The 23,371-nt window shown below is 40.6% G+C and carries 18 protein-coding genes; 3 read left to right on the forward strand and 15 right to left on the reverse strand.

Features of this window, described 5'->3' with window-relative positions; genetic code table 11:
- Positions 1-36: 36 nt before the first annotated feature.
- From buk to Q7J41_RS12205, 5 genes are all read right to left on the reverse strand, one after another.
- Positions 37-1,116 (reverse strand): butyrate kinase, encoded by a 1,080-nt coding sequence (gene buk, locus Q7J41_RS12185; RefSeq protein ID WP_304888486.1) that lies wholly within the window; start codon positions 1,114-1,116, stop codon positions 37-39.
- A gap of 60 nt (positions 1,117-1,176) precedes the next feature.
- A complete protein-coding gene (locus Q7J41_RS12190; RefSeq protein WP_304888488.1) occupies positions 1,177-2,337 on the reverse strand; it encodes an ArsA family ATPase in 1,161 nt (386 codons plus the stop codon).
- 45 nt (positions 2,338-2,382) lie between these two features.
- On the reverse strand, positions 2,383-2,628 hold the full coding sequence (locus tag Q7J41_RS12195; RefSeq protein ID WP_304888490.1) for a hypothetical protein: 246 nt from the start codon (positions 2,626-2,628) through the stop codon (positions 2,383-2,385).
- A gap of 30 nt (positions 2,629-2,658) precedes the next feature.
- Positions 2,659-3,825: an ArsA family ATPase gene (locus tag Q7J41_RS12200; protein ID WP_304888492.1), complete on the reverse strand. Its 1,167-nt coding sequence runs from the start codon at positions 3,823-3,825 to the stop codon at positions 2,659-2,661.
- Positions 3,826-3,919: 94 nt separating this feature from the next.
- Positions 3,920-4,417 carry a MarR family transcriptional regulator gene (locus tag Q7J41_RS12205; RefSeq protein ID WP_304888494.1) on the reverse strand — a complete coding sequence of 166 codons (498 nt, stop codon included), beginning with the start codon at positions 4,415-4,417 and terminating at the stop codon, positions 3,920-3,922.
- Between the two features lie 269 nt (positions 4,418-4,686).
- Between Q7J41_RS12205 and Q7J41_RS12210 the strand changes: the two genes are divergently transcribed.
- The gene (locus Q7J41_RS12210; protein WP_304888496.1) at positions 4,687-5,514 is read left to right on the forward strand and encodes a metallophosphoesterase; all 828 of its coding nucleotides are present in this window, start codon (positions 4,687-4,689) and stop codon (positions 5,512-5,514) included.
- A 38-nt stretch (positions 5,515-5,552) separates the two neighbouring features.
- On the opposite strand, the gene Q7J41_RS12215 is transcribed toward Q7J41_RS12210, so the two are convergent.
- The 10 genes from Q7J41_RS12215 to Q7J41_RS12260 form a co-directional block, all read right to left on the reverse strand.
- Positions 5,553-5,699 (reverse strand): hypothetical protein, encoded by a 147-nt coding sequence (locus Q7J41_RS12215; protein WP_304888499.1) that lies wholly within the window; start codon positions 5,697-5,699, stop codon positions 5,553-5,555.
- A gap of 141 nt (positions 5,700-5,840) precedes the next feature.
- The gene (locus tag Q7J41_RS12220; RefSeq protein WP_304888501.1) at positions 5,841-10,061 is read right to left on the reverse strand and encodes a hypothetical protein; all 4,221 of its coding nucleotides are present in this window, start codon (positions 10,059-10,061) and stop codon (positions 5,841-5,843) included.
- Between the two features lie 130 nt (positions 10,062-10,191).
- Entirely contained in the window at positions 10,192-10,884 is a 693-nt protein-coding gene (locus Q7J41_RS12225; RefSeq protein ID WP_304888503.1) for a DUF6063 family protein, read from the reverse strand.
- The gene (locus Q7J41_RS12230) at positions 10,859-12,472 is read right to left on the reverse strand and encodes a hypothetical protein (protein WP_304888505.1); all 1,614 of its coding nucleotides are present in this window, start codon (positions 12,470-12,472) and stop codon (positions 10,859-10,861) included. The genes Q7J41_RS12225 and Q7J41_RS12230 overlap by 26 nt, the downstream gene beginning before the upstream one ends.
- Positions 12,473-12,494: 22 nt before the next feature.
- A complete protein-coding gene (locus tag Q7J41_RS12235) occupies positions 12,495-13,529 on the reverse strand; it encodes a hypothetical protein (RefSeq protein ID WP_304888506.1) in 1,035 nt (344 codons plus the stop codon).
- Between the two features lie 15 nt (positions 13,530-13,544).
- Positions 13,545-14,264, reverse strand: a complete 720-nt coding sequence (locus tag Q7J41_RS12240; protein ID WP_304888507.1) for an SWIM zinc finger family protein — start codon at positions 14,262-14,264, stop codon at positions 13,545-13,547.
- Position 14,265: 1 nt separating this feature from the next.
- A complete protein-coding gene (locus Q7J41_RS12245; RefSeq protein WP_304888509.1) occupies positions 14,266-16,923 on the reverse strand; it encodes a DEAD/DEAH box helicase in 2,658 nt (885 codons plus the stop codon).
- Between the two features lie 55 nt (positions 16,924-16,978).
- On the reverse strand, positions 16,979-17,293 hold the full coding sequence (locus Q7J41_RS12250) for a hypothetical protein (RefSeq protein ID WP_304888511.1): 315 nt from the start codon (positions 17,291-17,293) through the stop codon (positions 16,979-16,981).
- 101 nt (positions 17,294-17,394) lie between these two features.
- The gene (locus Q7J41_RS12255) at positions 17,395-18,261 is read right to left on the reverse strand and encodes a PleD family two-component system response regulator (RefSeq protein ID WP_304888513.1); all 867 of its coding nucleotides are present in this window, start codon (positions 18,259-18,261) and stop codon (positions 17,395-17,397) included.
- A 219-nt stretch (positions 18,262-18,480) separates the two neighbouring features.
- On the reverse strand, positions 18,481-19,308 hold the full coding sequence (locus Q7J41_RS12260; RefSeq protein ID WP_304888515.1) for a DUF4391 domain-containing protein: 828 nt from the start codon (positions 19,306-19,308) through the stop codon (positions 18,481-18,483).
- Between the two features lie 301 nt (positions 19,309-19,609).
- Here Q7J41_RS12260 and Q7J41_RS12265 point away from each other — a divergent pair, with 301 nt between their 5' ends.
- Together Q7J41_RS12265 and Q7J41_RS12270 are read left to right on the forward strand one after the other, a co-directional pair.
- Entirely contained in the window at positions 19,610-21,436 is a 1,827-nt protein-coding gene (locus Q7J41_RS12265) for an HD domain-containing phosphohydrolase (RefSeq protein WP_304888517.1), read from the forward strand.
- A gap of 402 nt (positions 21,437-21,838) precedes the next feature.
- On the forward strand, positions 21,839-22,831 hold the full coding sequence (locus Q7J41_RS12270) for a GGDEF domain-containing protein (protein WP_304888519.1): 993 nt from the start codon (positions 21,839-21,841) through the stop codon (positions 22,829-22,831).
- Positions 22,832-23,371 lie beyond the last annotated feature (540 nt).

The following is a 23,371-nucleotide window of genomic DNA, read 5'->3' on the forward strand; positions in this document are numbered from 1 at the left end:
CAATTTGTCAACGATTGACCGCTAATCCTCTTTCAATTATTCAAAATCGCTGCTAAATACTTGCGGTTCTTCTTCGCCCTTTAACAGTCTTAATCCCCCCAAGGCTAGAGCTTCCATTTCGTTTTCCCCGGGCAGACTTTTAACTGGAGCCAGAAAAGCGATGTATTCTTTGATCATGTTGGTGAGTTTTTCCGAATAGGCCATCCCGCCGGTCAGGATAATCCCGTCGATTTCTCCTTTTAACACCACCGCCATTTCACCGATACCTTTGGCAATCTGATAAGCCTGAGCCTCATAGATCTGCTTTGCTTTGGCATCTCCAGCCAGAATCCGCTTTTCGATTTCCCGGATATCCCCGCTGCCCAAATGGCCTTTTAAGCCACCTTGCCCGCGAATTTTTTTAAGCAGCTCATTTTTCTGATAATCGCTGCTATAAATCAGCTCCACCAGGGCCAACAAGGGGACACCGCCGGAGCGTTCCGGCGAAAAAGGGCCGGTATCATCGGCTATCACATCGATGATCCGTCCCTTTTTATGGGCGCTGATGGAAATCCCGCCACCAAGATGAGCGACGACCAGATTCATCTCGGCATAGGTTTTTCCCATTTCATTAGCGTATTTTCTGCCCATGGACTTGCTGTTCAAAACATGGCAGAGACTCTTCCTGTGAATCTCGGGAAAGCCGGTGATCCGGGCGATATCGGCCATTTCATCGGCTGAAACCGCATCGTAGATAAAGGCCGGGATCCCCAGCGGGCTGGCAATGGCTTCCGCCAGTAGAGCCCCCAGATTGGCGGCATGGGACGAAAGCTGACCGGCTAAAATCAGATCTTTCATGGCTTGATTGACGCAGTAACCACCCGCATGGATGGGCGGCAGCAAGCCGCCCCGGCCCACCACTGCCGCAAGCTTGTGGAGATCAAACTGGTGCGCACTTAGTATTTCCAGCACCGTCTTTTTTCTGAATTCAAACTGATCATTAACGGTTGGAAAGGCCTCAAGGTCGGCACTATCATGCTCAACCGACTGCGTGAACAGCTCGGTTTCATTTTCAAAAACGCCGATTTTAGTCGAGGTTGAGCCGGGATTAATGGTTAAAATAAAGTAAGTCTGCATCGACCGCCTTCCTCTCATTTCCATTGATTTCTTCTATCTATTGTAAACCCAATTCTCACTTTATGCAAATTTTATCAGCAGTTTACCTGCTTCATATCTGGCACTTTGAACCGTTTTGTTGCGCAACACATCCGGTAGGGTAAAACACCGTTTTTCGTTCTTGATCTGGATCATCAATTCACTGCCTTTTTGGCTCATATCCATATCCGATTTTTCGGCAAAGGGAATGTTCAAGATAAAATCATATCCGTCATCTTCCTTTTTCACTTCAAAAATCGTATCCTTAAATAAAACCGCTGCGGGATCAGTTTCGCCGAAAATCTGCTCGGCCGCTTCTAAAAGAATGGCTTCGGTAGCTAGTTCCTTATTGAGCAGCATCAGAGTGAAAACCGGCACCTCGGAAAAGCTCTCGCGAATTTCTTTCAACCCTTCCTCCTGCAAATTGATCCATTTGCTGAAATAGCCATCCAGGGCTTTGGGCGGATAGACCTTGTTGACAATCACGGCATCGATGTTGTAGTTGTACAAATGTAGATAGGTGAAATTCCGCTTGGCCTCTTTGATGACAATCCGCTCCGGGGTGGTGACAATACGAATAGTGAGAATTTCCTTGTTGGTCATGATCGCCTGAAGCTGATATAGTTTTTCATTTAGTTGTTCCACATCATCAAAGACATTGTCCTCGGGCATCGGGATTTTCATGACTTTTTCCATCATCGGACCGGCCACCTTGACCGCTTTCTTTTTCATTGGCAGAACCGTTTTAATCATATTACCAAACATTTCCGGAAATTTTAACAGCGATAGGGTCTCCCCAGTGGGAGCACAGTCAACAATCAACACATCGTACTGGTTTTCTTCATAAATATCGGTGATTTTAAACAACGAAAATAGTTCTTCCAACCCCGGAAAGACCAGCAGTTCTTCGGCTTCAATACCCCCTTCGGCTCTGGACGTCAGCAATTCCTTCATGTAGTTTTTCATATTCCCCCAGGCCCGTTCGCCTTCCAGGATGGCATCAATTTCCAGACCCCAGAGCCTATCGCAAATCTCAACGGGTGTATTTTCCAGCTTTACGCCAAACGAATCCGATAGACTATGAGCCTGGTCAGTACTCATAATCAAAACTTTTTTACCATCTTTGGCCAGCTTAACCGCCGTTGCGGCGGCCACACTGGTTTTCCCCACGCCACCTTTACCTGTATATAAAATGATTCGCATTTTTCTTCTCCCTTTTATTCGATTGATCAAGCTATTTTATTGATTCTAAGTGATCGAAACTTTTTTAACTTTTATTTCGCCGTCCGCTTCATCCGTTTTTTCTTTTTCGGCGGCGTTTACCGCACTGCTTACATCAACAGCCCATTCCTTGGCTATTTCAAAGATCATCCCTTTGACTTCTTTTTCAATTACCTGAACATGTTGGGCGATACTCGGTGACAACAGCGACAAAAACGCATCACGTTCATATTGCTTTGCCAGGATCATGTTTTTAATAAATTCATGGTTCATTTGGTAGGCCTCCCTTATTTAAAATAATTTCTATTGAAACGCAATGACCAGGGTATTCTGATCAAATTTTGCCGATGTGACGGCCATCCCTCTGAGGGTATTGGGCATCGGGATATTGCGCTTGTAATTGCCAATTTTGACAATTACGTCCGATCCGGACAGATTGACCGCTACCTCATCCTTGGTAATATTCGGTAAAAAAAGCTTCAGATTATAACCGTTTTCGGTTTGCTCATATTTTTCCCCTTCAATGTCCGCTTTGATCTCAAATAAATCAGCACTTTCGGCGAAGACATCATCACAGATCCGGTTGATGGCAGCTAATCCCAGTAGATCAGTATCGTACCAGGGAATATAATATTTGGGAATCTGGTCAAAACAGGCCTCAATTTCACCGATGTATTTTTTCTGGATCGTGATCCACTCTTCGAAAAAGGGGTTGCCGATTTCGCGGGGCAAAATACGGTTGATAAAGATGCCATCGACATTGTAATTATAAAGTTTCATGTACATATAGTTCCGTTTGGTCTCTTCCACCACCATTTTCTCAGGAATGGTCACCAACCGCACTGAAGACACTTCCTTGTTTTTTAACAGTTCCTGGAGTTCAATCAGTTTGACATAGAGGGTTTCGATATCACTCATGGCATGGTGGTCGGGGAGTTGTATCTTGAATAGTGCTTTTGAAACCGGCGATAAAATTCGCACCGCCACCTTCCCGATCGGAAAGAACTTATCCATATACCAGCACATCAGCTCCGGAAATTTGAGTAGCGACAGGGTTTCTCCGGTCGGGGCACAGTCGACAATGATCCGCTCGTAGTCGCTGTTGTTATACAATTCCTGGATTTTAAGTAATGCAAAGAGTTCATCCATCCCCGGCATCATCGTAAATTCATCCATTTCAGCCCCTTCCGGATTGATGGAGCCAATCATATTACTAAATGCCCGCATCAAATTTTTAAAATCTTTTTCCATCACATAGTTGGGATCAATTTCCAGGGCGTAGAGATGATCGGCAACCTGCACTTCTTCTTTTCCGACCGGAACATTAAACAGATCCCCCAGATTATGCGCCATGTCGGTACTGACAATCAGTGTTTTCATGCCTTCCTGTGATGATTTAAGGGCATGGGCAGCCGCCACGCTGGTTTTGCCCACTCCGCCTTTGCCAGTAAAAATCAGTATTCGCTTCATTTTATTTCCTCCTGCTTTAATTTATAATTCTTTTGTCGAATAGTTCGTCTATCGAAGTATATCTTCTAAAATATGCTGCCCGGGGGCAGCGGTTTTACTCAATCATAATCTTTCTGATTTTGGGTTCGCTTTGTTTGGCTTCGGTTTTGCTGGCATCGTGGCTGAGGGTGTCCATGACCTTGTCGACCAGCTTGAAGACCAGTTTAACTTCCTCGGTCGTAAAGCTGTCCATCATCAGCTGTCCGTAACGGATCATCTCGTTAAGGATGTCCCGGATCGCTTCTCTGCCGCCGTCGGTGAGTTTGATGGTGACCACCCGTTTGTCTTCCGAGCTTCTTTCCCGGACTAAAAAGTCCCGCTTTTCCATCCGTGCAACAATGCCGGTGGCCGTGTTCAGGGGAACGCTCAGATAGTCAGCAATCTGGGTCATGTTCACATCACTTCGTCGATATAAAAGCAGCAGCACGAACACTTCATTCTTCGAACAATTGAAAAGTTCATTTCCCCAGATCTCCGGGGATAACAAATATTTAATTTTGTCGATGTATTCAAAAATCATTGTTTCAAGATCGCCATTAAAGCTATTATCCATTTGTATTTCCTTTTTCTTTTTTTACAAAGTACTTCGTTATTCGAATTATTTTAATTCTACACTCGAAGTATTAGTTTGTCAACTATTTTTTTTTAAATATCAGCTAATCTATTGCCATTTCTCCGCCACTCAATCCGCAGACTCTTACTTTTTTAAAGAGCTCTTAAAGATTGCAGGTTATAATGCCTATTAAGTGATTTCAAAACTGATCGTAGCACTCACGGAGTCTCCCAATTACCTAATCATATCAACAACCGAAAGGAGTGCCCATGAAATTTGGAAAATTTTTACTGCTCACAACTATCACATTAACCGCAATTTTGGTGGGATGCTATCCTTATGCCCGCTATGTTGAACCCAATCTCCTCATGGTGAATCGGGAAAAACTTGAAAACAACAGACTTGAGGCGCCACTAAAAATTGTCCTTTTTGGCGATACGCACCTGGGCGAATTTAATGATAATAACCAACTTGATCGCATCGTTGAAAAAATAAATGCTGAAAATCCCGATCTGGTTATTTTTACTGGGGATCTCATTGGTTCCAGCGGCGATTTCACCGTCAATCCTGAAGATATTTCCCAAAATTTGGCTAAGATCCAGGCAACCTATGGCAAGGTTGCGGTCATGGGAAATCATGAGTATGCCTTATTGGACCAATATAATTACGCCGAACTGATGAGCGCTGGCGGCTTTGCGGTTCTCGTTGACGACTGGCTCGATATTTCAAAACTCAATGTCCGACTTCTTGGTCTGGATGATGTTTACCGGGGAAATCCGGATCTGGATCTGACTGATGAGGCTCTTGACGGTGCCTACAATATTCTTTTGACCCATGAACCGGATATTGTGGATAAGATGAACAGCGATGCCGTCCAGCTGGTTTTAGCCGGCCATACCCACGGCGGACAGATTTCACTTCCTTACTTAACCGAAAAGATTCTGCCAGCCAACGGAAAAAAATATGTCAAAGGCCTTTATACCATTGGCAATGCGGGGCAAACCGACCTGTTTGTCACCAAAGGCACCGGGATGACCAAGCTGCCCTTTCGTTTTATGAATGTCCCCGAGATCATCGCCATTGAGGTCAGCCCTTAGATTTTTTACAGACCATAATGATGCTGTGTCTCCTTCTTTCACACCCCGTACAGATCAAACACCTGATCGTGCCCGATGACCCGGGGACTTTTTTTATTATTAGTAATTTCCATTCGATCATCAAAAATATCAATATGAATTTCAGATCCAATTATATTGTAATCCCAGTGAACTAATGCATTCACTAATGCTTCTCTTACTGCATCTTCTGGATAGTCAACAAACTCGATACGTTTTGACCTTCTATTTTCCATGCTTTTTTTGAATTAGTTTTTACGAACGACATGGCTTCTTTTAAGAGCATTATCACATTCCCGCTATATTCTTTATCGATCAAATAAATTCATTTGCACCTGTTTGGTTTTCAAGTATGCATGTTCCAACTTCTCATTGCGATATACATTATCGCTTGTACGATAATCCGTTGTCTGAAGATAAGTATGATTGCTATATTTAGCTTTTTTTAATTTTAATTGATAAATTACCGAAAAAATAGTCGTAATGGAACTTTGACTAAGATCTGAAAGGCAAATCATCTGACTATTAAATCTTTCAGCAATTTTCACTAAAATATCAAGTAAATGAAATGATGACATTTTACCAAACGGATTATCAATAATGAATGACTTACTGGCTTCATACTTTTCAAAGCCACTACTTTCCATAGCTTTATTTCTGGTATAATCAATTAATGCAGAGATCATTGCAAAACATGATATAAACATTTGACCCCCGGAGTTTCCGATTAGCACCTCTTCCCATAATCTTAGTTCACTTGCAGCAATACTTATATCTGCTTTGTATAACTTGACTTTAAGTGATTCTTTATTGATGATGATATTGAAAATCTTTCGATCAGAAAAAAGTATTTTGACTTTTTTTCGAACAATTTCTTCAATGTTGTCACCGATTTTACATTCATTCCGGATTATCTCCATACAATAAGCAATATGCTCTTTCATACGATCATCATAATAGGTGTCCAGCTGATCAGGAATATTAATAGAAAGCATCGGTTGAGAGGTTCTTCGCCCTTCAAGTTTGACGTTTGCCGACTTGGTAATCAGTAGCATTTCTTGATGGATTTTTTTGCCATGTTCAACGGCATGCTGATTAATGTGCTTCGTTTCTTCATCGATTGTACGTAAAGCGCTTTCAATGACTTCAAGATAGTCATTCAACATTTTTCTTGAATTAGATAAACCTTCGAAGACAAAATAATAGTCCTCAAATTTAAGCTTCAATCCAGTAATATCCATTCTTGCAATTAAATGGCCGATTATTGAATGTTTTCCATCGTAGTCATTTTTGATTGACAAATAATTCTGAAAGAGTTCCCGTTGCAAGTTTTCATTATATTCTCTTGTTTCTTTTATTTCTTTTGACATCGTTTTTATATTAAATTTTTCGTAGGTCTCGTTACTTAACAATGGTGGATAATAACTCTCTGTTAATTCAATGACTTTCTCAATTACGGTCATTTTTTTTTCATATCCAAGTTTGCTAGCCTGCTGCTGCTCTATAAGTTCACTGATTTCATTTGCCTGTGTTTCTAAATCGCTTTTGCGTCTAAGGTAATTCCCTTTTATTTCACTATCTGGTAGCGGCTCCAAATGGCCGATTTCTTTGATTCTTTCACGTTCAGCATCAACCTTTGTTTCTGCAATGCCGACCTTCTTTTCAGCCTTTGATTTTTCATTTTTAACATTTTCAAGATCTGTAAATGCCATGTCTTCCTGTTTCTTCAGACGGGCAAATGTCAAGTCATCAAGTGGAACATCGTCGTATTCTTCAGGTAAAATATGATTAAATCGTTTTAGTTTATTCAGATATTTTGATATTTCACTATTGTTTCTCTCAATGTTTGTGTCTATCTGCTGCTTTGTGCTACTTCTTTCACTTTGGAGTTCTTCGAATTGTCTTTCAATGCTCAGAATATCATCAGATAAAATTTCCCCGAATTTAAAGGTTGAATACTTATTGATTTTTTCCTTGTATTCCTTATTCTTTATTTGATAGCTGCGCTCAAGCTCTTCTAGATGCCTTTTTTCTTCAAAAACTGTTTCTTTCTGTTTACCTAAATGAGTTTCCTCTTTTATCAAATCTAACAGAATTTTTTGGATGATAGCAAGTTCATTCGAATCATTCACAAACTGCTTATCAATTAAAAGATATTCTTCAAATGATACTTGATGACGTTTTAGTGTGTCATGATCCTGCTGGCATCGAATCAAACGATCAATGATATTCTTAGCCTCTTTGGAAAGTTTTCCTTTTTCTTCTGATAAAACGCCATCACGTGTATTCAACTCAATTATTTTTGTGCGAATCGCATCCAACTGGTCTTCAACTGCCTCCAGATAGCCCTTTTCATATGGATATCCTTCAATTGAGATTAAATCCTGACTGATACGATTCAAGGTCATTTCACGATTCTTATACTCACTTTCCATGGATTCCAAGTCATGCTCTATCTGGTTCTTAAATTCCTGTCGTTTGTCGGTATCAAAGCACTTTTCAAGATAATTACAAGCCAGAACACCCTTATTCCACCTTACAAATGCATTCGTTGACTGTTGATCTGTTTCAACGTCTTCAAATGATAAAATCGGGATGAGACGCATCATTGGCTCAGATAATTTTAAATTCATTACCCGCTCCAACTCATTTTTCCCAACCAGATAACAATAAGGTAGTACCGGATTTTTTTGAAGCAGCATTTTTCGGCGACCCTCTATTTCTTTGTTCAAGTATTGTTCGCCAGTTTCAAATTCAATGTCTTCTTTTTGAAACAGTTCCTGCAGGTCTGGTGACGAATGGATATTGCCCTTTTTCAATGCGGCAACTAATTCTTTTTGCTTTTCAATTCGGTTTCCCAGCTTCTGATACACCACATTTAAATCACGCTTTCGCTCATTTACATCCTGACTATTAAAGGTTTTGCTGAATTCCCGCTCCGGCCTAATTTCATATTGCGACAGGATTTCAATGAGAGCCTGCCGTTTTTCGAGATATATTTTCTTATTCTCAAGGAGCTTCTCTGAATTTGTTTCGAATGTATTTAACTCTTTTTTCGAGACCAGCAGTTCAGTATCAATTTCTGAGATACGCTGACTTATTGCGCCTTGTCTATTTTCGAGATCCCTGAATTCATCAATCATATTCTGTATTAGACTGTCATATTTTTCCCGCTGAATCTCCAATTCAGTTTCATCTAATTGATTGTTCAAAAGTCGGTTTAAAAATATTTTCAACTCCGAAAAAACTTTTTCTTCCGCTATTTTAAAGTTATCACATTTTTCCTTAAGCGAACCTAATTCTTTGTATGTTTTCATTTGATCCGCATTGTTTTGATTCATTCGATTAATGAGTTCAGTTTCAGAATTTTTAATTGTCACCAGATAGTTGTTATTCTCATTCATCAGTTTAAGAATATCCTTATCCAGATGTTGATAGGCAACTGATAAGGTATAGCCGGCATTCTGAAGTTTTTCATTGCGCTCCGCAGTGCTTAATGCTTCCTGCCGTTGAAGCCAGAGAGAAAGTTCGCCCTTGCTCATATCAATATCATGTGAGATTTCAGCAGCTTCATAGATTTCCCTTTTTAATTTATCACACCTATATTTTTCACTGGCATCCAGCAACTCCTGTTTCCATTCTTCCTGTTTTTCTGTTAAATTGCTAACTTCTTGTCTTCTTTTATAATAATCTTCGGAAATCTGCTCATATTTTATATGATCTTTTTGCCTTTGAATTTCATTCAGTTTTACATTACATGCCTGAATTTTTTCTTCCGCATCAGCACCTTGCTTTTTGCAATAAACATAGAGTTCCATAAACTGTGTTTCAATCTCAACTACTTTGGTGATCGATGCTAGCAGATCACTGATTTTATTTTCATATGCTACCAGTTGATCATTAAATTTTGTTAATAATTCCTTGTTTTTAATATTTTCATTTTCTTCCATTACTGCCTTCATCAAGGCAATAATCATCTCCTGGAGATCATTTGATGCATCCATACTGTCAGTGATCGTTTTGAGAATCCAGTCATCAACTAATTTATCAGAAGTGCTACTTTTTTTAAAAAGCTCATCCACGCCCCCTTCCTGTTCATTGATTCTGGCAATAATTTTCCACTCATTTGTAAAAATCCCGTGTTGCGCAAGATGCTTTCGATATTCTTCGCCCAAATCGGATTGGAAATAGCGGACCCGATTGTTATCGGATTGCCGCATTAATTTCATGGCTGATTCGTAGGTACAATATTGATGTGTTTTTTCATTTTTTTCAATCAAGGGGATGTTGGCAATATCAAATTCATTTGCCTGGGTGTAGTCATTGGTAAATGTAAAATATTTAAGCTTTGAATTATTCTCGTCGTTCCCTCCAAGGCACATCGCAATTCCGGTTAAAAAATATGAGGACTGCACCGTATTATCCAACTTCCACTCCAGCATCACATAGGCAGTAGAACGGTCTGTTGGTAGGTAGGCTTCGACACTGCGACCATGGATTTTTACTTTCGGTAAAATAGTCTGAAGCATCAATTGTACCAGAACGCTTTTCCCACTCCCATTTGCCAGATTGATCAGAACATTTTCGCCATCTGCCGTCGAATATAATTCATCGACAATCCGTTTTTTGTCAAAGGTTATATTACTGATTCTAATTCGATTAATTTTCGGCATTTTTCTCATCCTCCTGGAAAACAGCAGTGATTTCGGACACTCTCTTTTCATCGAGATAGTAATATCGCATCAGATCATCCAGTCGCGTAGTCGTCTTTATTTCTCTCTCATTGTCCCGAAAATCGATTAGCTTTTGTCGAATCAATAATCGGCAAGCCCTTAGCACTATTTCATTTTTTGTCGTTCGTTTTCCATCCTGGGTTGTTGCTTTAGCTCCCCATAGATTGGCAATATGCTTAAAATTAAGCGAATATCTTTCCTCCAGTTCATCCATTTTTCTCTCAGAAGCCGTATCAAACTTTTCATCCAGTTTTTGAACAATGTCCTTAATCTGTAAAAACTCAATTTGTTTCGGGTCATAATTTTTACCGCCGAAAAACAAATGCAGAATGACCATGATAATGTAACATTGAAGAAATGCATCAACCTGCCTGGCCGATGACGAAATGGACTCCCTGATATCCTTCATTCTAAAACTGAACAGTTCATTGTCTGAGTTTGGTACCAGATAAACGGTATGCTTGGCTTCAATTATTCGGAATCCCAATTCTCTTTCAAATTTAATAAGTATGGCTCTAACGTCTGGATCCTTGAAGTTTGTATACAATTCCGAATCTGATTTATCATTTATCTGACCGTCAGACAGCAGTTTTTTATAAATTTGTAAAGCTCGGTTCATTCATTTCCACCTCAAATCTGAAATCATTCATTATAATTCGTTCTTCGTAGCCAGTATTTTGATCAATGACTTCCATATGACTGAATTCCTCATCAGTTTTTCCAATTTTTATTCGATAAACATCATAATAATGTTCTTTTTGATCCATCAACTCACTCAAACAATAAGCCAGATCAAACTCACCATTGGCCTCATGAACAACGTTGCTTTCGTCTTCACCCCAGAGGTTAATATCGACCTCTCCTTCTTCAAACAGTTTAAGCATGACAAGATATACCATGCGGTTTTCCACCATATCGTGAAAATGGGCTTCTGATTTTAGCATTTCAAAAAACTGAGAGAATACAAAGCCCTCCTGATGGGTTGATGCAAATTTGATAAACTGCTTGATAATTCTTGTATGCGTCCGATTTCGGCTCTCATTAATCTGAGGTTGCCTGTCCTCTTCCACTTCCTCCTCCACAAACCCCCGACCCACCTCGTCAAATTCTCGCACCCGAGTCTGTTCTTCATATATTGTTTTTAAATTCAGGGTTCTATTGGGTTCCGGAATAAACAACGGGTTAAACAGTTTCTTTGTAACATTGACCAAATCCATGGGTGAATCATATTGGAACTTTTCTAGTGGCCGTAGAATCATCTTTTCAAAATCATAGATTTTAACCTTTGTAAAAGCAATTGAATCCTCAAGTTGTTCAAGATAAATAGACTTCATCACCTTGCTTTCAATCAGTAAACGTCTTTGATATTTGAGTGCACGTTCCACGTTTTTCGAAATCTGGATCACATCTATTTTGGCCTGTTTTATTTTCTCATCGCCACTTCCCTGACTTTTTTCCTCCTCAATGAGTCGTTGTCTAGCGAGATTAATCATATTATTGATTTCAATCATTGATTCGTATTCTTGCTGAAGCATGCTGTTGATTTCTACAATTATATTATCGTAATCCAAACCGGAGATGGAAGCAATATTGTTTCGAAAGTTATCAGAAAACTGCTGTAGCTCCCTTCTCTTACTTTGAAGCAGTCGAATGAGTTCCAGACTTTGAGCAACGGCTTTACGATAGTTCTTTTTTTTGATTAGCAGATTCAGTTTAACCGTTTCCAGTTCAAATCCCAGTTCATCATCAATTTCTTTTGTCCTGAACATAAAATTATATCCCTGGGATGTCAGTTCATAAACAACCAAACCATCATCTGTTTCTTTGTCTCGAATAAGACGTACCGGAATATTTACCAGTGCACTTTTATTATAATCCATCACTGTATACTCCCGCATTTGGCTCTTGTTTTGCAGAATATCCTTTATCAGATATCGAGTCAGCGTTTCAATCTCACTTCCTGAAAGTTGCTTCTCATGAGCAGGTAAAACTTTTTTTAAAAATTCAGAAATAGAATCAATGGTACAGTCCTGATCTTCTGTCAGCGTAATTTCCATGATAAAAACAAGAACAGCTATAAGCAGATTGTCAATTTCAACTTTATTCAACAGATTTTCTATTTCAGACGAGGTGTTTCGTCGATTTACAATCGAATCAACCACCGCAATAAGTTCCATCCGTTTCTCAAACTGTTGTAAAAAATCCATAAAATACGCCTTTCTATATTTATCACCCCATTGTTTTTAGCATGGCTTCTAAAATTGGATAGTTGACCACTTCCTGTGGAATATATTTGTTTCTATTTAGAATGCTTCGAATTAAATCAGTATGTGCCATTGAAAAAAAAGACAGAAACTCGTCCAGGTAAATATCAGTTTTTTGTTTATTCCTGATTTCTTTAAGTTTATCTAATTCAACCAAACCTAACATTTCATGATACAGCCTAGTAAACAATTTAATGTTTGCACCAGGGTTTGCTTTACAGACTCTTAAGAACAAGTCAATCCCTGCGAAATCTAGATCTCCAAAATATAGGAATTGAACGTTAGTACTAAGTACCTCTTCAGCATAGGCTTCAATCCCTCCAGGTTTCGTCACTTTGTTTCCTTCACCATAAAGAAGTGCGTCCAAAGTCCTTCCGTATAAGCAACATTTTTCAGGATTTTTTGTGAGTAATTTTCTAAATGTAAACCAGGTGTCTTTATTTTCGATAATTAAAACCGTCATGTCCTCATGATTTCTTAGTACATAGTCAAAGAATGGTTCTGGTGTTAAATAATAGTTCAACCTTTTTTCTATTCCTAAAAAACTAATGATCGACTTTGTTTTGGAATCATCCAGAATTTTTTCATCATACCAGATATTGTATGCGCGTTCGTTTTTTGACATTATATTTAATAATGTCTCTGGTCGTGTTTTCAGCAAATCGCTAAGCGGCTGTACAATATGTCGATGAGATTTATACAGATGAGGATTAGCAATATATTCCGATATTTTTAAATCCGGATGAAGATGGAGAATTTCTTCTCGGTATGTAGAAAGGTCTTCTGGTATCTTACAAATGCGATATTTTAAATATAGTGGTGGAATCAAGCCATTTGTACTCTTTTTTGCCACCGGCTTGATTACTTCATCTTCAATCTGTTTAATAATGATTGCCGTTAATTCATCATAATCATTGTAAATGATCAGTTTTTCAATTTCAGTTAATGAGATAAGTGTCTTTTTCAACGCCTTCAGCTTTTGTGATAAATCCTCGTTCATAAACCACTCCTTCTTTCACACTCCAAACAGATCATGAACCTGATCGTCCCCGATTACCCGGGGACTTTTTTTGTCAGCATTTTTAAGCATACTTTCCATCTTATCCGCAATGGATTTTTTGATCAGTTCTTCGACTGGCATCTTCCGCAGAGAAAAGAGCAGCATCGGGTTCTGATCCAGACGGGCGCCGACTCCGTATAAAACCGCTGCCACATGCTTGCACAACCGGGCGCTGTCGGGACAGCTGCAGTGAAAATGGATTTCTTTTGGGGCGGGAAACAAGCCCTCCTGTTGGGTCGTAAAAAGACTCTCCAGCTCTTTGGGAAACTTACCGGAGACCAGCTGTTCCAGCGATTCAATCCGGCGGTTGCACAGGGCGGTGATCTGTTTCCAGGTTTTTTCATCCAATGGGTCAATGCCGATCTCAACCCGATATGGTTTTGCCGTACTTCCCTGAACCAAAGCATGGATCGTCCCCTTTTCAAGTTTTAAATGCAGTACTGCTCCTTCCCGAACATAGCTGCGCCCCCGGCCAATCCGATTGCGGTAATCGGCATAGCTTTCGAGGTTTTTGTTCCAGGCTTTTCCCCACCAGGTTTTGGCGATGGCGGTGCCTTCGATGACCACCGGCTCGATATCTGGCATCGTCTGCTTCAGTTTATCAAGCGATTTTCGGGCTTTTTCTTTTTTTTGTGCAACGGATACATGGACATAATCATAATCGTAATAACTCATCTCAGATTCCACCTAAACTTAATAATTTCAGCAGTTGTTCATTGTCCAGTTCAGTAATCCAGCCCTCACCAGAAGCCTGGATAATATCTTCAGCCAGTTGGTTTTTTTCTTCAATCATCGCATCGATCTTTTCTTCAATGGTGCCAGCGGTAATAAATTTATGCACCATCACGTCTTTAGTCTGACCAATGCGAAAGGCTCGGTCAGTGGCCTGATTTTCTACCGCCGGGTTCCACCAGCGGTCAAAATGGATGACATTATTAGCGCCGGTCAAGTTCAGACCCACCCCTCCGGCTTTGAGCGACAGCACCATAAAGGGAATATAGGCTTCCCCATTAAAGGCTTCCACCAGTTCAGTTCGTTTGGCCACCGGGGTACCGCCATGGAGCACCAGCCCCGGGCGATGAAAGATCGCTTCCAAAAATTGCGCCAGGGGTTCGGTCAGTTCTTTAAACTGGGTAAACACCAACACCCGTTCCCGCTTTTCATAAATTGTTTCACAGATACTCTCCAGCATTTCAAACTTGCCGCTGTGATCCTGCTTGTAAAGATCCTGACCCAAATACTGATCGGGGTGATTACAGATCTGCTTGAGTTTGATGATGCTAGACAAAACCAGGCCTTTACGGGCAATCCCTTCGCTTTCTGCCAGTTTCTTTGACAGCTCCTTGACCAGGTTCTGGTAGAGCACCATCTGTTTTTTGGAAAGCACTGGATATTCTTTAATTTCGATCTTATCCGGCAGATCCGAAATAATCGAGGCATCGGTTTTTAGTCGGCGCAGGATAAAGGGATTGACCATACTACGCAGTTTGGTATAGCCAGTGGGATCCTTTTTTAATCCCTTTGTAAACCCGGTGAATTCTTTGGCACTTCCCAGCAGCCCGCCATCTAGAAAATCAAAAAGCGACCATAAATCGGACAGGTGATTTTCAATCGGGGTGCCGGTCATGGCGATTCGACTTTTGGCTTTGAGCGCCTTGATGGTTTTAGTCCGCTTTGTGCCCGGATTTTTAATGGCCTGAGCCTCGTCCAGGATAATCAGATCCCAGCGAATTTCCCCCAGTTCCGGTACCCGCACTGCCATGCCATAGGTGGTGATGGTTAGAAAGACGGGCGTTGCTAAAAAAGTTTCCGGATCTTTAGCCGCCGCCATCCCATGTAATACACAAACCGGCATCTCCGGGGCAAATTTCACAATTTCCTTTTCCCAGTTCCCAATCAGGGATGCCGGTAAAATAAGCAGCACCCGATCCTCCTGATGACTGCGCAAATATTCTAACAGCGCAATGATCTGGACGGTTTTACCCAGCCCCATATCATCCGCCAGGCAGGCGCCCAGTCTCAGGTCGACCATGTATTTAAGCCAGTCATAACCGGTTTGCTGGTAGGGTCGCAGCTCCCCGTTAAAACTGGGTTCCGGTTGCTGCCCTTGCAGCGTCTGGGGATTAGCCATGGTTTCCTTGACCTGACGGAGCCAGTCTCCAGTCGACACATGGACCGCCATCCCCGTTGTCGGGATCCCCAGCAGTTCTTCCGAACCAAGTTCCAGCCGCATCGCCTGAGCCAGGGTCAGTTCTTGCTTTTCTGCCAGCGCTTCGGCTTTTGCCAAAGCCTCCAAGGCGGCTTGCAGCTGGTCATGATTAATTTCCACCCATTTACCTTTGATCAGCGCCAGTCCCTGGGTTTCTGCCAAAAGCGCCTGGACTTCTGCTTTGGAAATGGCAGAGTCTCCGAACAAGAGGTTGGGTTTAAAAGCCAAAATAGCATCCATCCCCACCTTTGCCGGTTCCTTTTCCCCCACGGTCAGGTTGAGCCTTAGCTGATTGCTTTTCTTGCGCCACCAGTTGGGGATCCGGCACATGATCCCGGCTTCTTCATAAAGGGGAATCTCGATCAAGAAAACGGTGGCATCCCGAGCGGTCAGTTTCAGCGGCGAAAACAGTTCGCCACTTTCCATCAGATCTGAAATAAACCGACTGACATCGGCCACCCGACTGACAGTGGATAGTAATTGAATGAGCTTTTCGGGCTGATTTTGATATTCCCGCAAGGCGTTTTTCAGCGGGGTATGCATCGCTTTTTTGCCATCCTCGGGTTTGGTGGAATAGGTGGCCAGAAAAGCAAAGGGATAGCCTTCGTCTTCACTGTTTTCGACCAGATGAAAAAAGATTCGCCCCGCCACGTTGATCCCGGCGTGGTGCTCAGTTAAAAATGCTGCTACAGTTCCCGGATAGGCTTTAATCGCTTCCCGATAAACATGGGTGAGTCGCTCCCAGATGCCCAGAATCCAGCCATCATCGACATGAGCCATCCCATTGCCAAAGGGAATTATTTTGCGGATCTCGTCGATTTCATCGGGGGTCAAGCTTAAATCCACATGCTCCCGGGAAAATTCCAGATCCGGCTGTTTGGCGATTTTTTGTAAAAATCCCTCGCTGATCCGATAGAGAAAGGCCATCGTCGGTGAAAGAAACTCCAGATTGCTGAGAAATCCAAAATAAAAAAGGGTCTGATCCTTATTCGCTCTGAATTGGGCTTGCCAGGCCTGTTCAAACTGCCGTTTATCTTCGGTAAAGCCTTTTTTCGCCACTGATTCATAATCTAAGATAAAGTCATCTTTGGTGAAGCTAGCAATTAATTCAATGTAGTCTGTCATTGTCATTTTCCTTTTATTTCGCCTTATTTGCATGGCGATTTTGAATTTTTAATGATTATTTCTTTTGGGCATGAAGATGTCTGCGAATCTGTTCAACAATCTGCTCGATGGTGTAATATTCAACCTCGATGACGTTGAGGGTGGTTTCGTAACCGTTCTCATTGATAATCTGAGGCGTAAAAACCAATCTGATTTTATTGCCCTCTTCATCATTCCAGTCGACAGTCGTCATTTCTTGTTTTAAACTTCTGAAGAACAATTCTATCTGTTTATCATTCCAGGGCAGATAAAACCCTTCATGGTTCAGTAAAACATTGATGTCTCTGACCCGTTTTCCGATTCCTTTGATGTTTTTTATTCGTTTTAACATCGCTACTCCTGTTTTTTTCTTTTTTTATGATCGTCTTTACCTTTAATTTTAATCGACGACACCGCAATACATCATTATTTGCGATATAGTACTGGAACTGGTTAACAATCAGCCGGTTCGACACACTCTGGCGTAAACTTGGGTTTAATGGTTTTTGTGTTCCGTGCTTCTAGCGCTTCTAGCAGATCGGCTGGGGTTTCGCCATCGGTAGGGTAGGTTGAATAAGTCTGATTAATGACGTAGTTTTGCATTTCAGGATCACTTAATTTGAATTCTTCGTACTTCCTGATTATTTTATCGCTGATTATTCTAGAATTTTCCTGGGTACAAAAGGGAAAAAAGCCTAAATGACTGTGATAGCCATGCTGAATGTATAAATCCGAATCCCAAAAGAGCGATTTTATCTCCCGATATACAGCTTTGGCATGTTTGTAAAATTCATTGCTAGCTTCAGCGGCCTGGCTATTTAATTGGAAACTGATCTTTAAAAGGGTAAAGCTGTAATTGCCTTTTTTAGCCTTATAAATTTCATGCTCCAGATAATTTTTGAGACTGAATTTCAAGACAGTGAATTCTGTCAGGCTTTCAACGTTGATGTGTTTTAATAATTTCTCTTTTAAATAGTTATCTTCAAAGGGTTTTAAAATATAATCCGCCGTTCCTTCTCGTAAATACTTGGTGATGATATCTTTTCTACTTTCGGAGGTGACCACTACCACCGGAATTGTATCGCTTCTATTTTTAACCAGCTGGATCAGACCAATGCCATCAAAGTTCCGATCCGTATCAATTTCGATATCGGTCACGATGAGATTGATCTGATTTTTATTTTGTTCCATTATGCCAAGCAGATCCTGTCGTGACAACGCTTCGTAGATTGTAACATCCTGATCGGCTAAGATTTTTCTGATGCGTTCTTTCACCACACTATTGGAATCAACAAGAACCACTACTGGTAAACTTTCCATATACTTTGCCCCCACTTCACCTGTCACCCAACGTCAAATCGGGTTTTATTTTATTATATCTTTTCCGGTTCCATCCGGCAACTTAATAAAAGCATTATGGTTTCAGAAGTAAATTCGAAAGGCTATCGTTAATGATCGCTACTTTCTGCTTTTTTATTAGATCATGCGGATCGCAAATAAAAAACACTCATTATGAGTGTTTTTTATTTGCGATCATTTCTATAGTAACGAATAATCAAAACGGTTTCCGGTTACATCCTGCATCTTCACATATACATTGGGGAAAAAGGATCGTACCGTTGCTGGCGCTTCCTCTTGTGCTGCGACGATTTCCGGCTGATGAATTTCAACGTGAGTTGACATGGATCGTTTGATTTTTTTTATTTCATCTTGAAGATTTTTTATATCTGTAGCCAGCTTAACCTGTTTGCCAAACTGCCTTTCTTTTCCCATCTGAATTTCCAGTTTTTTGATGGTCGCTTCCAGTTTTTCCAATTGTTCGGTTTTTCCGAGTAGCTCAACTTTTTCGATGCGTTCATCGATTTGTTTCTGGTTTCTGTTAATTCTGGCAGGAAAGGGTTTTCCAACAATCTGCATAAAAAAGTTCTCATAGACCTGATCCAGATTCCCACCGTCAATTTTTAATGTCAAATCCTCTACACTCATCCAGTTGGTCTGGTAATAGTTTTGGCAATTGAACAAACCCGTTTGGGGGTTAATCGACTGATGATCACAGCACCAGAGCTGTCCCCATTCTTCATATCGGACAATAAAGACAGTATATTGATCTATTTCCCGGTTTACAATTTCAAGGATGTTGGAGCTGATGGCCTGGCGGTTTAGAACAATTTCGACGATTGCTATTTCAGTGACATATTTCCCCTTTGGGGTGGTTGTGGTTTCTGCGGACAGCGTATTGACCCAGACAATGCTTCTGATTTCATCAATGAAAGTCTTTTTTGATATACAGTCGTCATTCAAATATTTATAAAACAGTTCTTTGGGCATTCGCTTGTATACATTGGTGGTTTCCGGTAAGTCAATCATGGCATCTCCTTCGCAAATTTTTATTTACTGACTACTATCAGCAGTGGTTTGACTATCTATGTAATCGACTAACTCACGTAAATATTTAGATATTTTTGTAGCATCACCGAATTAATGCCCATAAAATAATTCATGTTCATTTTTATCTAAACTTCGATGCCACTCACTCCCAATAGCTTTATATTTACCCAGATGCTACATCAATAATAACGAGATTGACTTTTTTGTTTGGATTCTTTTGATTAAGATAGAAAATTATTGGTATGAATGTACTTAAGACTGTTTATTGGAGGCTAAAGCTATGAAAAAACTGCGCATAATATTCCTCTTCCTCGTTCCCTGTCTTTTTTGTTGGCTATTCTCACCATCTGTCTTTTCCCAATCCAATGATCTTGGGATCTACACCAAAGAGATCCTAATACTTCAATCTTATCAGCGGGATTATTACCATACCCGGGTACTGGAAGAAGGTATTGAAGCTGTTTTAGCCGCCTCTGAAGAAAAGGTTCGGATCCGCTATGAATTTCTTGATGCCAAAAACAGTCTGGATGCCGATGCCTTCCAGACTCTGGCTGAGACCATGACCCAAAAATATAAGGACGTCTCGCTGGATGGCCTAATTATCTGTGATGACGATGCCCTACAGTTCTACAATCGCTTTGGTAAAACAATCTGGCCTAATACGGTTCATGTCGTCAGCACTGGCATCAACTCTCTGCGCCCCTACAGCGAGGGAATCCCGGGTATGGTCATTATCGAAGAACGGCCTGATGTGGAAAAAAATATTGCTGTAGCTTTATCGCAAAATCAAACCAAAGATATAAAAACCCTGCATTTTATTTATGACGAAACCACCACCAGCAACGAAATGCGGTCTGACATCATGACAATGCTTGCCGACAAATATCCGAAATATCAAAGTCAGCATTATTATGATAAAACGCCGGACGAACTCAAAGCGATCATTGACTCCAGCAGTGATAGTGACCTATTTTTCTATGTGTTGTATTCCCGGGACAAAAACAATATTACTTATCATTATGACGAGGTTCCCCAATACATTTTAAAAAATGCCAAAAATCCGGTGTATGCCCTTTGGGATTTTTATCTTGGCTCTGGGGTAGTTGGCGGATATGTGGCTTCATCCTATAAGTATGGCGAAAGTGCTGCCAATATCCTGCTCGATCTTTGGGCAGGACAATCCGTTTCACCCTTGATCTACGAGGATGGTTCCCACTATCAGTATATGTTTGACTATGATGTACTTAAGGCCTACCAGCTGAGTAACGTCCCGGAAGGCTCCACAATCATCAATGAACCGGTCACATATTTTGAAAAAAATAAAACCCTGATTATCTTATTCTCGGTAATCACCGGAGTTCTGGTGATGATTATCGGTCTCCTTCTTTATGCCATTCGGGAGAAAAACAACCTTAATCAAAAAACCATCGAAATTGCCGATTTGAATCAGGAAATTGTCGATACCCAGAAGGTTCTGATTACGAAATTAGGAGCCGTTATCGAGACCCGCTCCTTCGAAACCGCTAATCATGTTAAACGGGTGGCCAGGGTATCGGCATTTCTGGCCAAGGAATACGGACTTTCCGAAAGAGATGTGGCCATCCTCACCGCCGTATCGCCGATGCATGATGTCGGGAAAATCGGTATCGGGGAAAATATTCTCCACAAGCCGGGGCGGCTCTCAGAGCAGGAGTTTGAGATTATGAAGTATCACACCAGTATCGGCTATGAAATTTTGAAAAATCCCGAGCGGGAAATGCTGCGTTATGCATCGCTGGTTGCTCTGGAACATCATGAAAAATGGGGCGGTGGGGGCTATCCCAGCGGTAAATCTGGGGATGATATCCATGTCTTCGCCCGCATTACCGCCATCGCAGATGTTTATGATGCACTCCGCAGCATCCGGGTTTATAAAGACGCCTGGTCACAGGAGGATGCGGTTGCTTATTTAATTGCTGAAAAAGGGAACTTCTTTGAACCCAAACTGGTGAATATTTTCATGGCCAATATTGAGCAAATTGAGACGATTCGTAGTGCGACGTATGAGGATGAACTCAATGATTTCAGCCAGATGTATCAATATTTGAAAGAACAAATGGATCAATAGCGACATTAACAAAGACATCTTCCCTTAGTAATTGTTATTCACAAAGGGAACTGTCTTTTAAATGAATTTATAAATTTCTTAAGCTCAATTACACTTATTTTGAATCTAATACAAATTATAATTACCGCAACATAAAAACAACGACTAAATCATCGTTATTTTTATGTTTTCAGAGATATCTTCTTCAATCTCCTTGAATTACTAACCTGTTAAGTGTTACAATATGAGCCATATCAATATCATAAAAAACGTTACCCTACATTGTCAAATTACAAAAACAAGCTTAAGCTAACATGAGTTATTTATTTGTTGCTAAAGGAGGTGGACATTTTGCATTCTAAAAAGAACTGGCACGCACACATAATTGCTTATTTATGGATTGCTATTGGTGTCTCATCTTTGGTGACATTAATCAATCTGTTTTTTTCCAGCCTGGATCCTCAGACCTTCCTACTGGAACGCTTTTTGTTGCCTTTTATTCTTGAGATTATAATTTTGATGATTTTAAAACGACTGATCCGGTCAAATGCCGTGGCCATCCCCTACTATATTGTGATCGGAACCCAGGCCATCGTCACGATTTTATTTATGGTTCATTATCCCGTTTTCTATGTCATGCTACCGCTTTTTTTGATGCCGGTTCTGATTTCTATTTTCTTTCTGAATCTCCAACTGATTGACTTTGCCTTTTGTCTGACGCTAACTGTATTTATTGGTATGAGGCTATTGTTCTCCCCCTTGTCAGTTATGTCGGTCATCGAGTTAACAACTTTTTTAGCTATTCTGGTGAGCGCTTATTTCTTATCTCGGGAATTAACAAAGCGCTTTTCAGTGGTTTATACTGATATGGTTGTCTCAGTGGAAAAAGAAAAAGAACTTTTATATCGAAACATCTACATGGAAAAACTGACAAAGATGGATTTGGCCACTAATTTATACAACCATAAAACATTTCATGAGTATCTGGATGAGCTGGTTACCCAATGTCAAAAGCAGCCCTTCAACCTTTCCCTGGGATTGATGGATCTGGATCTCTTTAAAGGGATTAATGATCGACAAGGCCATGGCAACGGGGATATGGTCATTTCCACCGCCGCTTCCATTATTCTGGATAACCTGGAAGCCAATGATTTTGCCGCCCGTTACGGCGGTGAGGAGTTTGCCGTTATTTTTACTGAAAAATCTCCAGAAGCCTGCCTTGAAATACTGGAACGAATTCGATTGGATCTTGAAACCGCAGTTTTTGATACCATGCCGGATGAGGTTGTCACCATGAGTATCGGTTTTACGCCATTCACCTCGGAGATGAGTAAAACCGACTTGTTCGAAGCTGCCGATATCAGTTTGTATACCGCCAAAAAAAATGGCCGTAACCAGATTCAATGTGCATCCTGAAGCTAAAACAACCACAAAAAAAGACTAATGCCGATTCCACGCTTTTACCTGTAGAATCGGCCTAGTCCAAAATCTCTGTTGTCATCCGTTTGGATTCCTCCTATGATTTTTTTATCAAAGTTCCTTTTTCACTTTTCAATGTAAATGTCCCCAACTTTTTGTTTGTTTTTTACTTTTAAGATTCGACTTGTTTTATACTCACTGGATCATTATTTACTGGATTCTTTACTCGATATTTTTGATTTAAGAACATTTTCTCGTTTCCGATTTTTAATCGGACATGGTTTTCAGAAACCGTGAGAACTTTTCTTTTTTCATTGATACTTTTCTTTTATCGTTCATTTAATTCTTTGTGAGGTTGCCCTATCATCTTAATTTCATGACAATTTGGTTTTATCCAAATTATCTCCGGCCTTTAATTTAATTGATTTAACCAGTTTCAATTTTTTTGGTTGACCTCGGTTATTTCGTTATCTTATTGGCAAGTTGGTTCTTATCTACTTTTAAATGATCGGTGATCTTTGATTAATTGTATTATAT

Source organism: Acetobacterium sp., assembly GCF_030652775.1.
GTDB lineage: Bacteria > Bacillota > Clostridia > Eubacteriales > Eubacteriaceae > Acetobacterium.

Coding starts and splice junctions, on each gene's coding strand:
- buk (WP_304888486.1), bottom strand. CDS start 1,116: ATGCAGACTTACTTTATTTTAACCATTAATCCCGGCTCAACCTCGACT.
- Q7J41_RS12190 (WP_304888488.1), bottom strand. CDS start 2,337: ATGCGAATCATTTTATATACAGGTAAAGGTGGCGTGGGGAAAACCAGT.
- Q7J41_RS12195 (WP_304888490.1), bottom strand. CDS start 2,628: ATGAACCATGAATTTATTAAAAACATGATCCTGGCAAAGCAATATGAA.
- Q7J41_RS12200 (WP_304888492.1), bottom strand. CDS start 3,825: ATGAAGCGAATACTGATTTTTACTGGCAAAGGCGGAGTGGGCAAAACC.
- Q7J41_RS12205 (WP_304888494.1), bottom strand. CDS start 4,417: ATGGATAATAGCTTTAATGGCGATCTTGAAACAATGATTTTTGAATAC.
- Q7J41_RS12210 (WP_304888496.1), top strand. CDS start 4,687: ATGAAATTTGGAAAATTTTTACTGCTCACAACTATCACATTAACCGCA.
- Q7J41_RS12220 (WP_304888501.1), bottom strand. CDS start 10,061: ATGCTTCAGACTATTTTACCGAAAGTAAAAATCCATGGTCGCAGTGTC.
- Q7J41_RS12225 (WP_304888503.1), bottom strand. CDS start 10,884: ATGAACCGAGCTTTACAAATTTATAAAAAACTGCTGTCTGACGGTCAG.
- Q7J41_RS12230 (WP_304888505.1), bottom strand. CDS start 12,472: ATGGATTTTTTACAACAGTTTGAGAAACGGATGGAACTTATTGCGGTG.
- Q7J41_RS12235 (WP_304888506.1), bottom strand. CDS start 13,529: ATGAACGAGGATTTATCACAAAAGCTGAAGGCGTTGAAAAAGACACTT.
- Q7J41_RS12240 (WP_304888507.1), bottom strand. CDS start 14,264: ATGAGTTATTACGATTATGATTATGTCCATGTATCCGTTGCACAAAAA.
- Q7J41_RS12245 (WP_304888509.1), bottom strand. CDS start 16,923: ATGACAGACTACATTGAATTAATTGCTAGCTTCACCAAAGATGACTTT.
- Q7J41_RS12250 (WP_304888511.1), bottom strand. CDS start 17,293: ATGTTAAAACGAATAAAAAACATCAAAGGAATCGGAAAACGGGTCAGA.
- Q7J41_RS12255 (WP_304888513.1), bottom strand. CDS start 18,261: ATGGAAAGTTTACCAGTAGTGGTTCTTGTTGATTCCAATAGTGTGGTG.
- Q7J41_RS12260 (WP_304888515.1), bottom strand. CDS start 19,308: ATGATTGACTTACCGGAAACCACCAATGTATACAAGCGAATGCCCAAA.
- Q7J41_RS12265 (WP_304888517.1), top strand. CDS start 19,610: ATGAAAAAACTGCGCATAATATTCCTCTTCCTCGTTCCCTGTCTTTTT.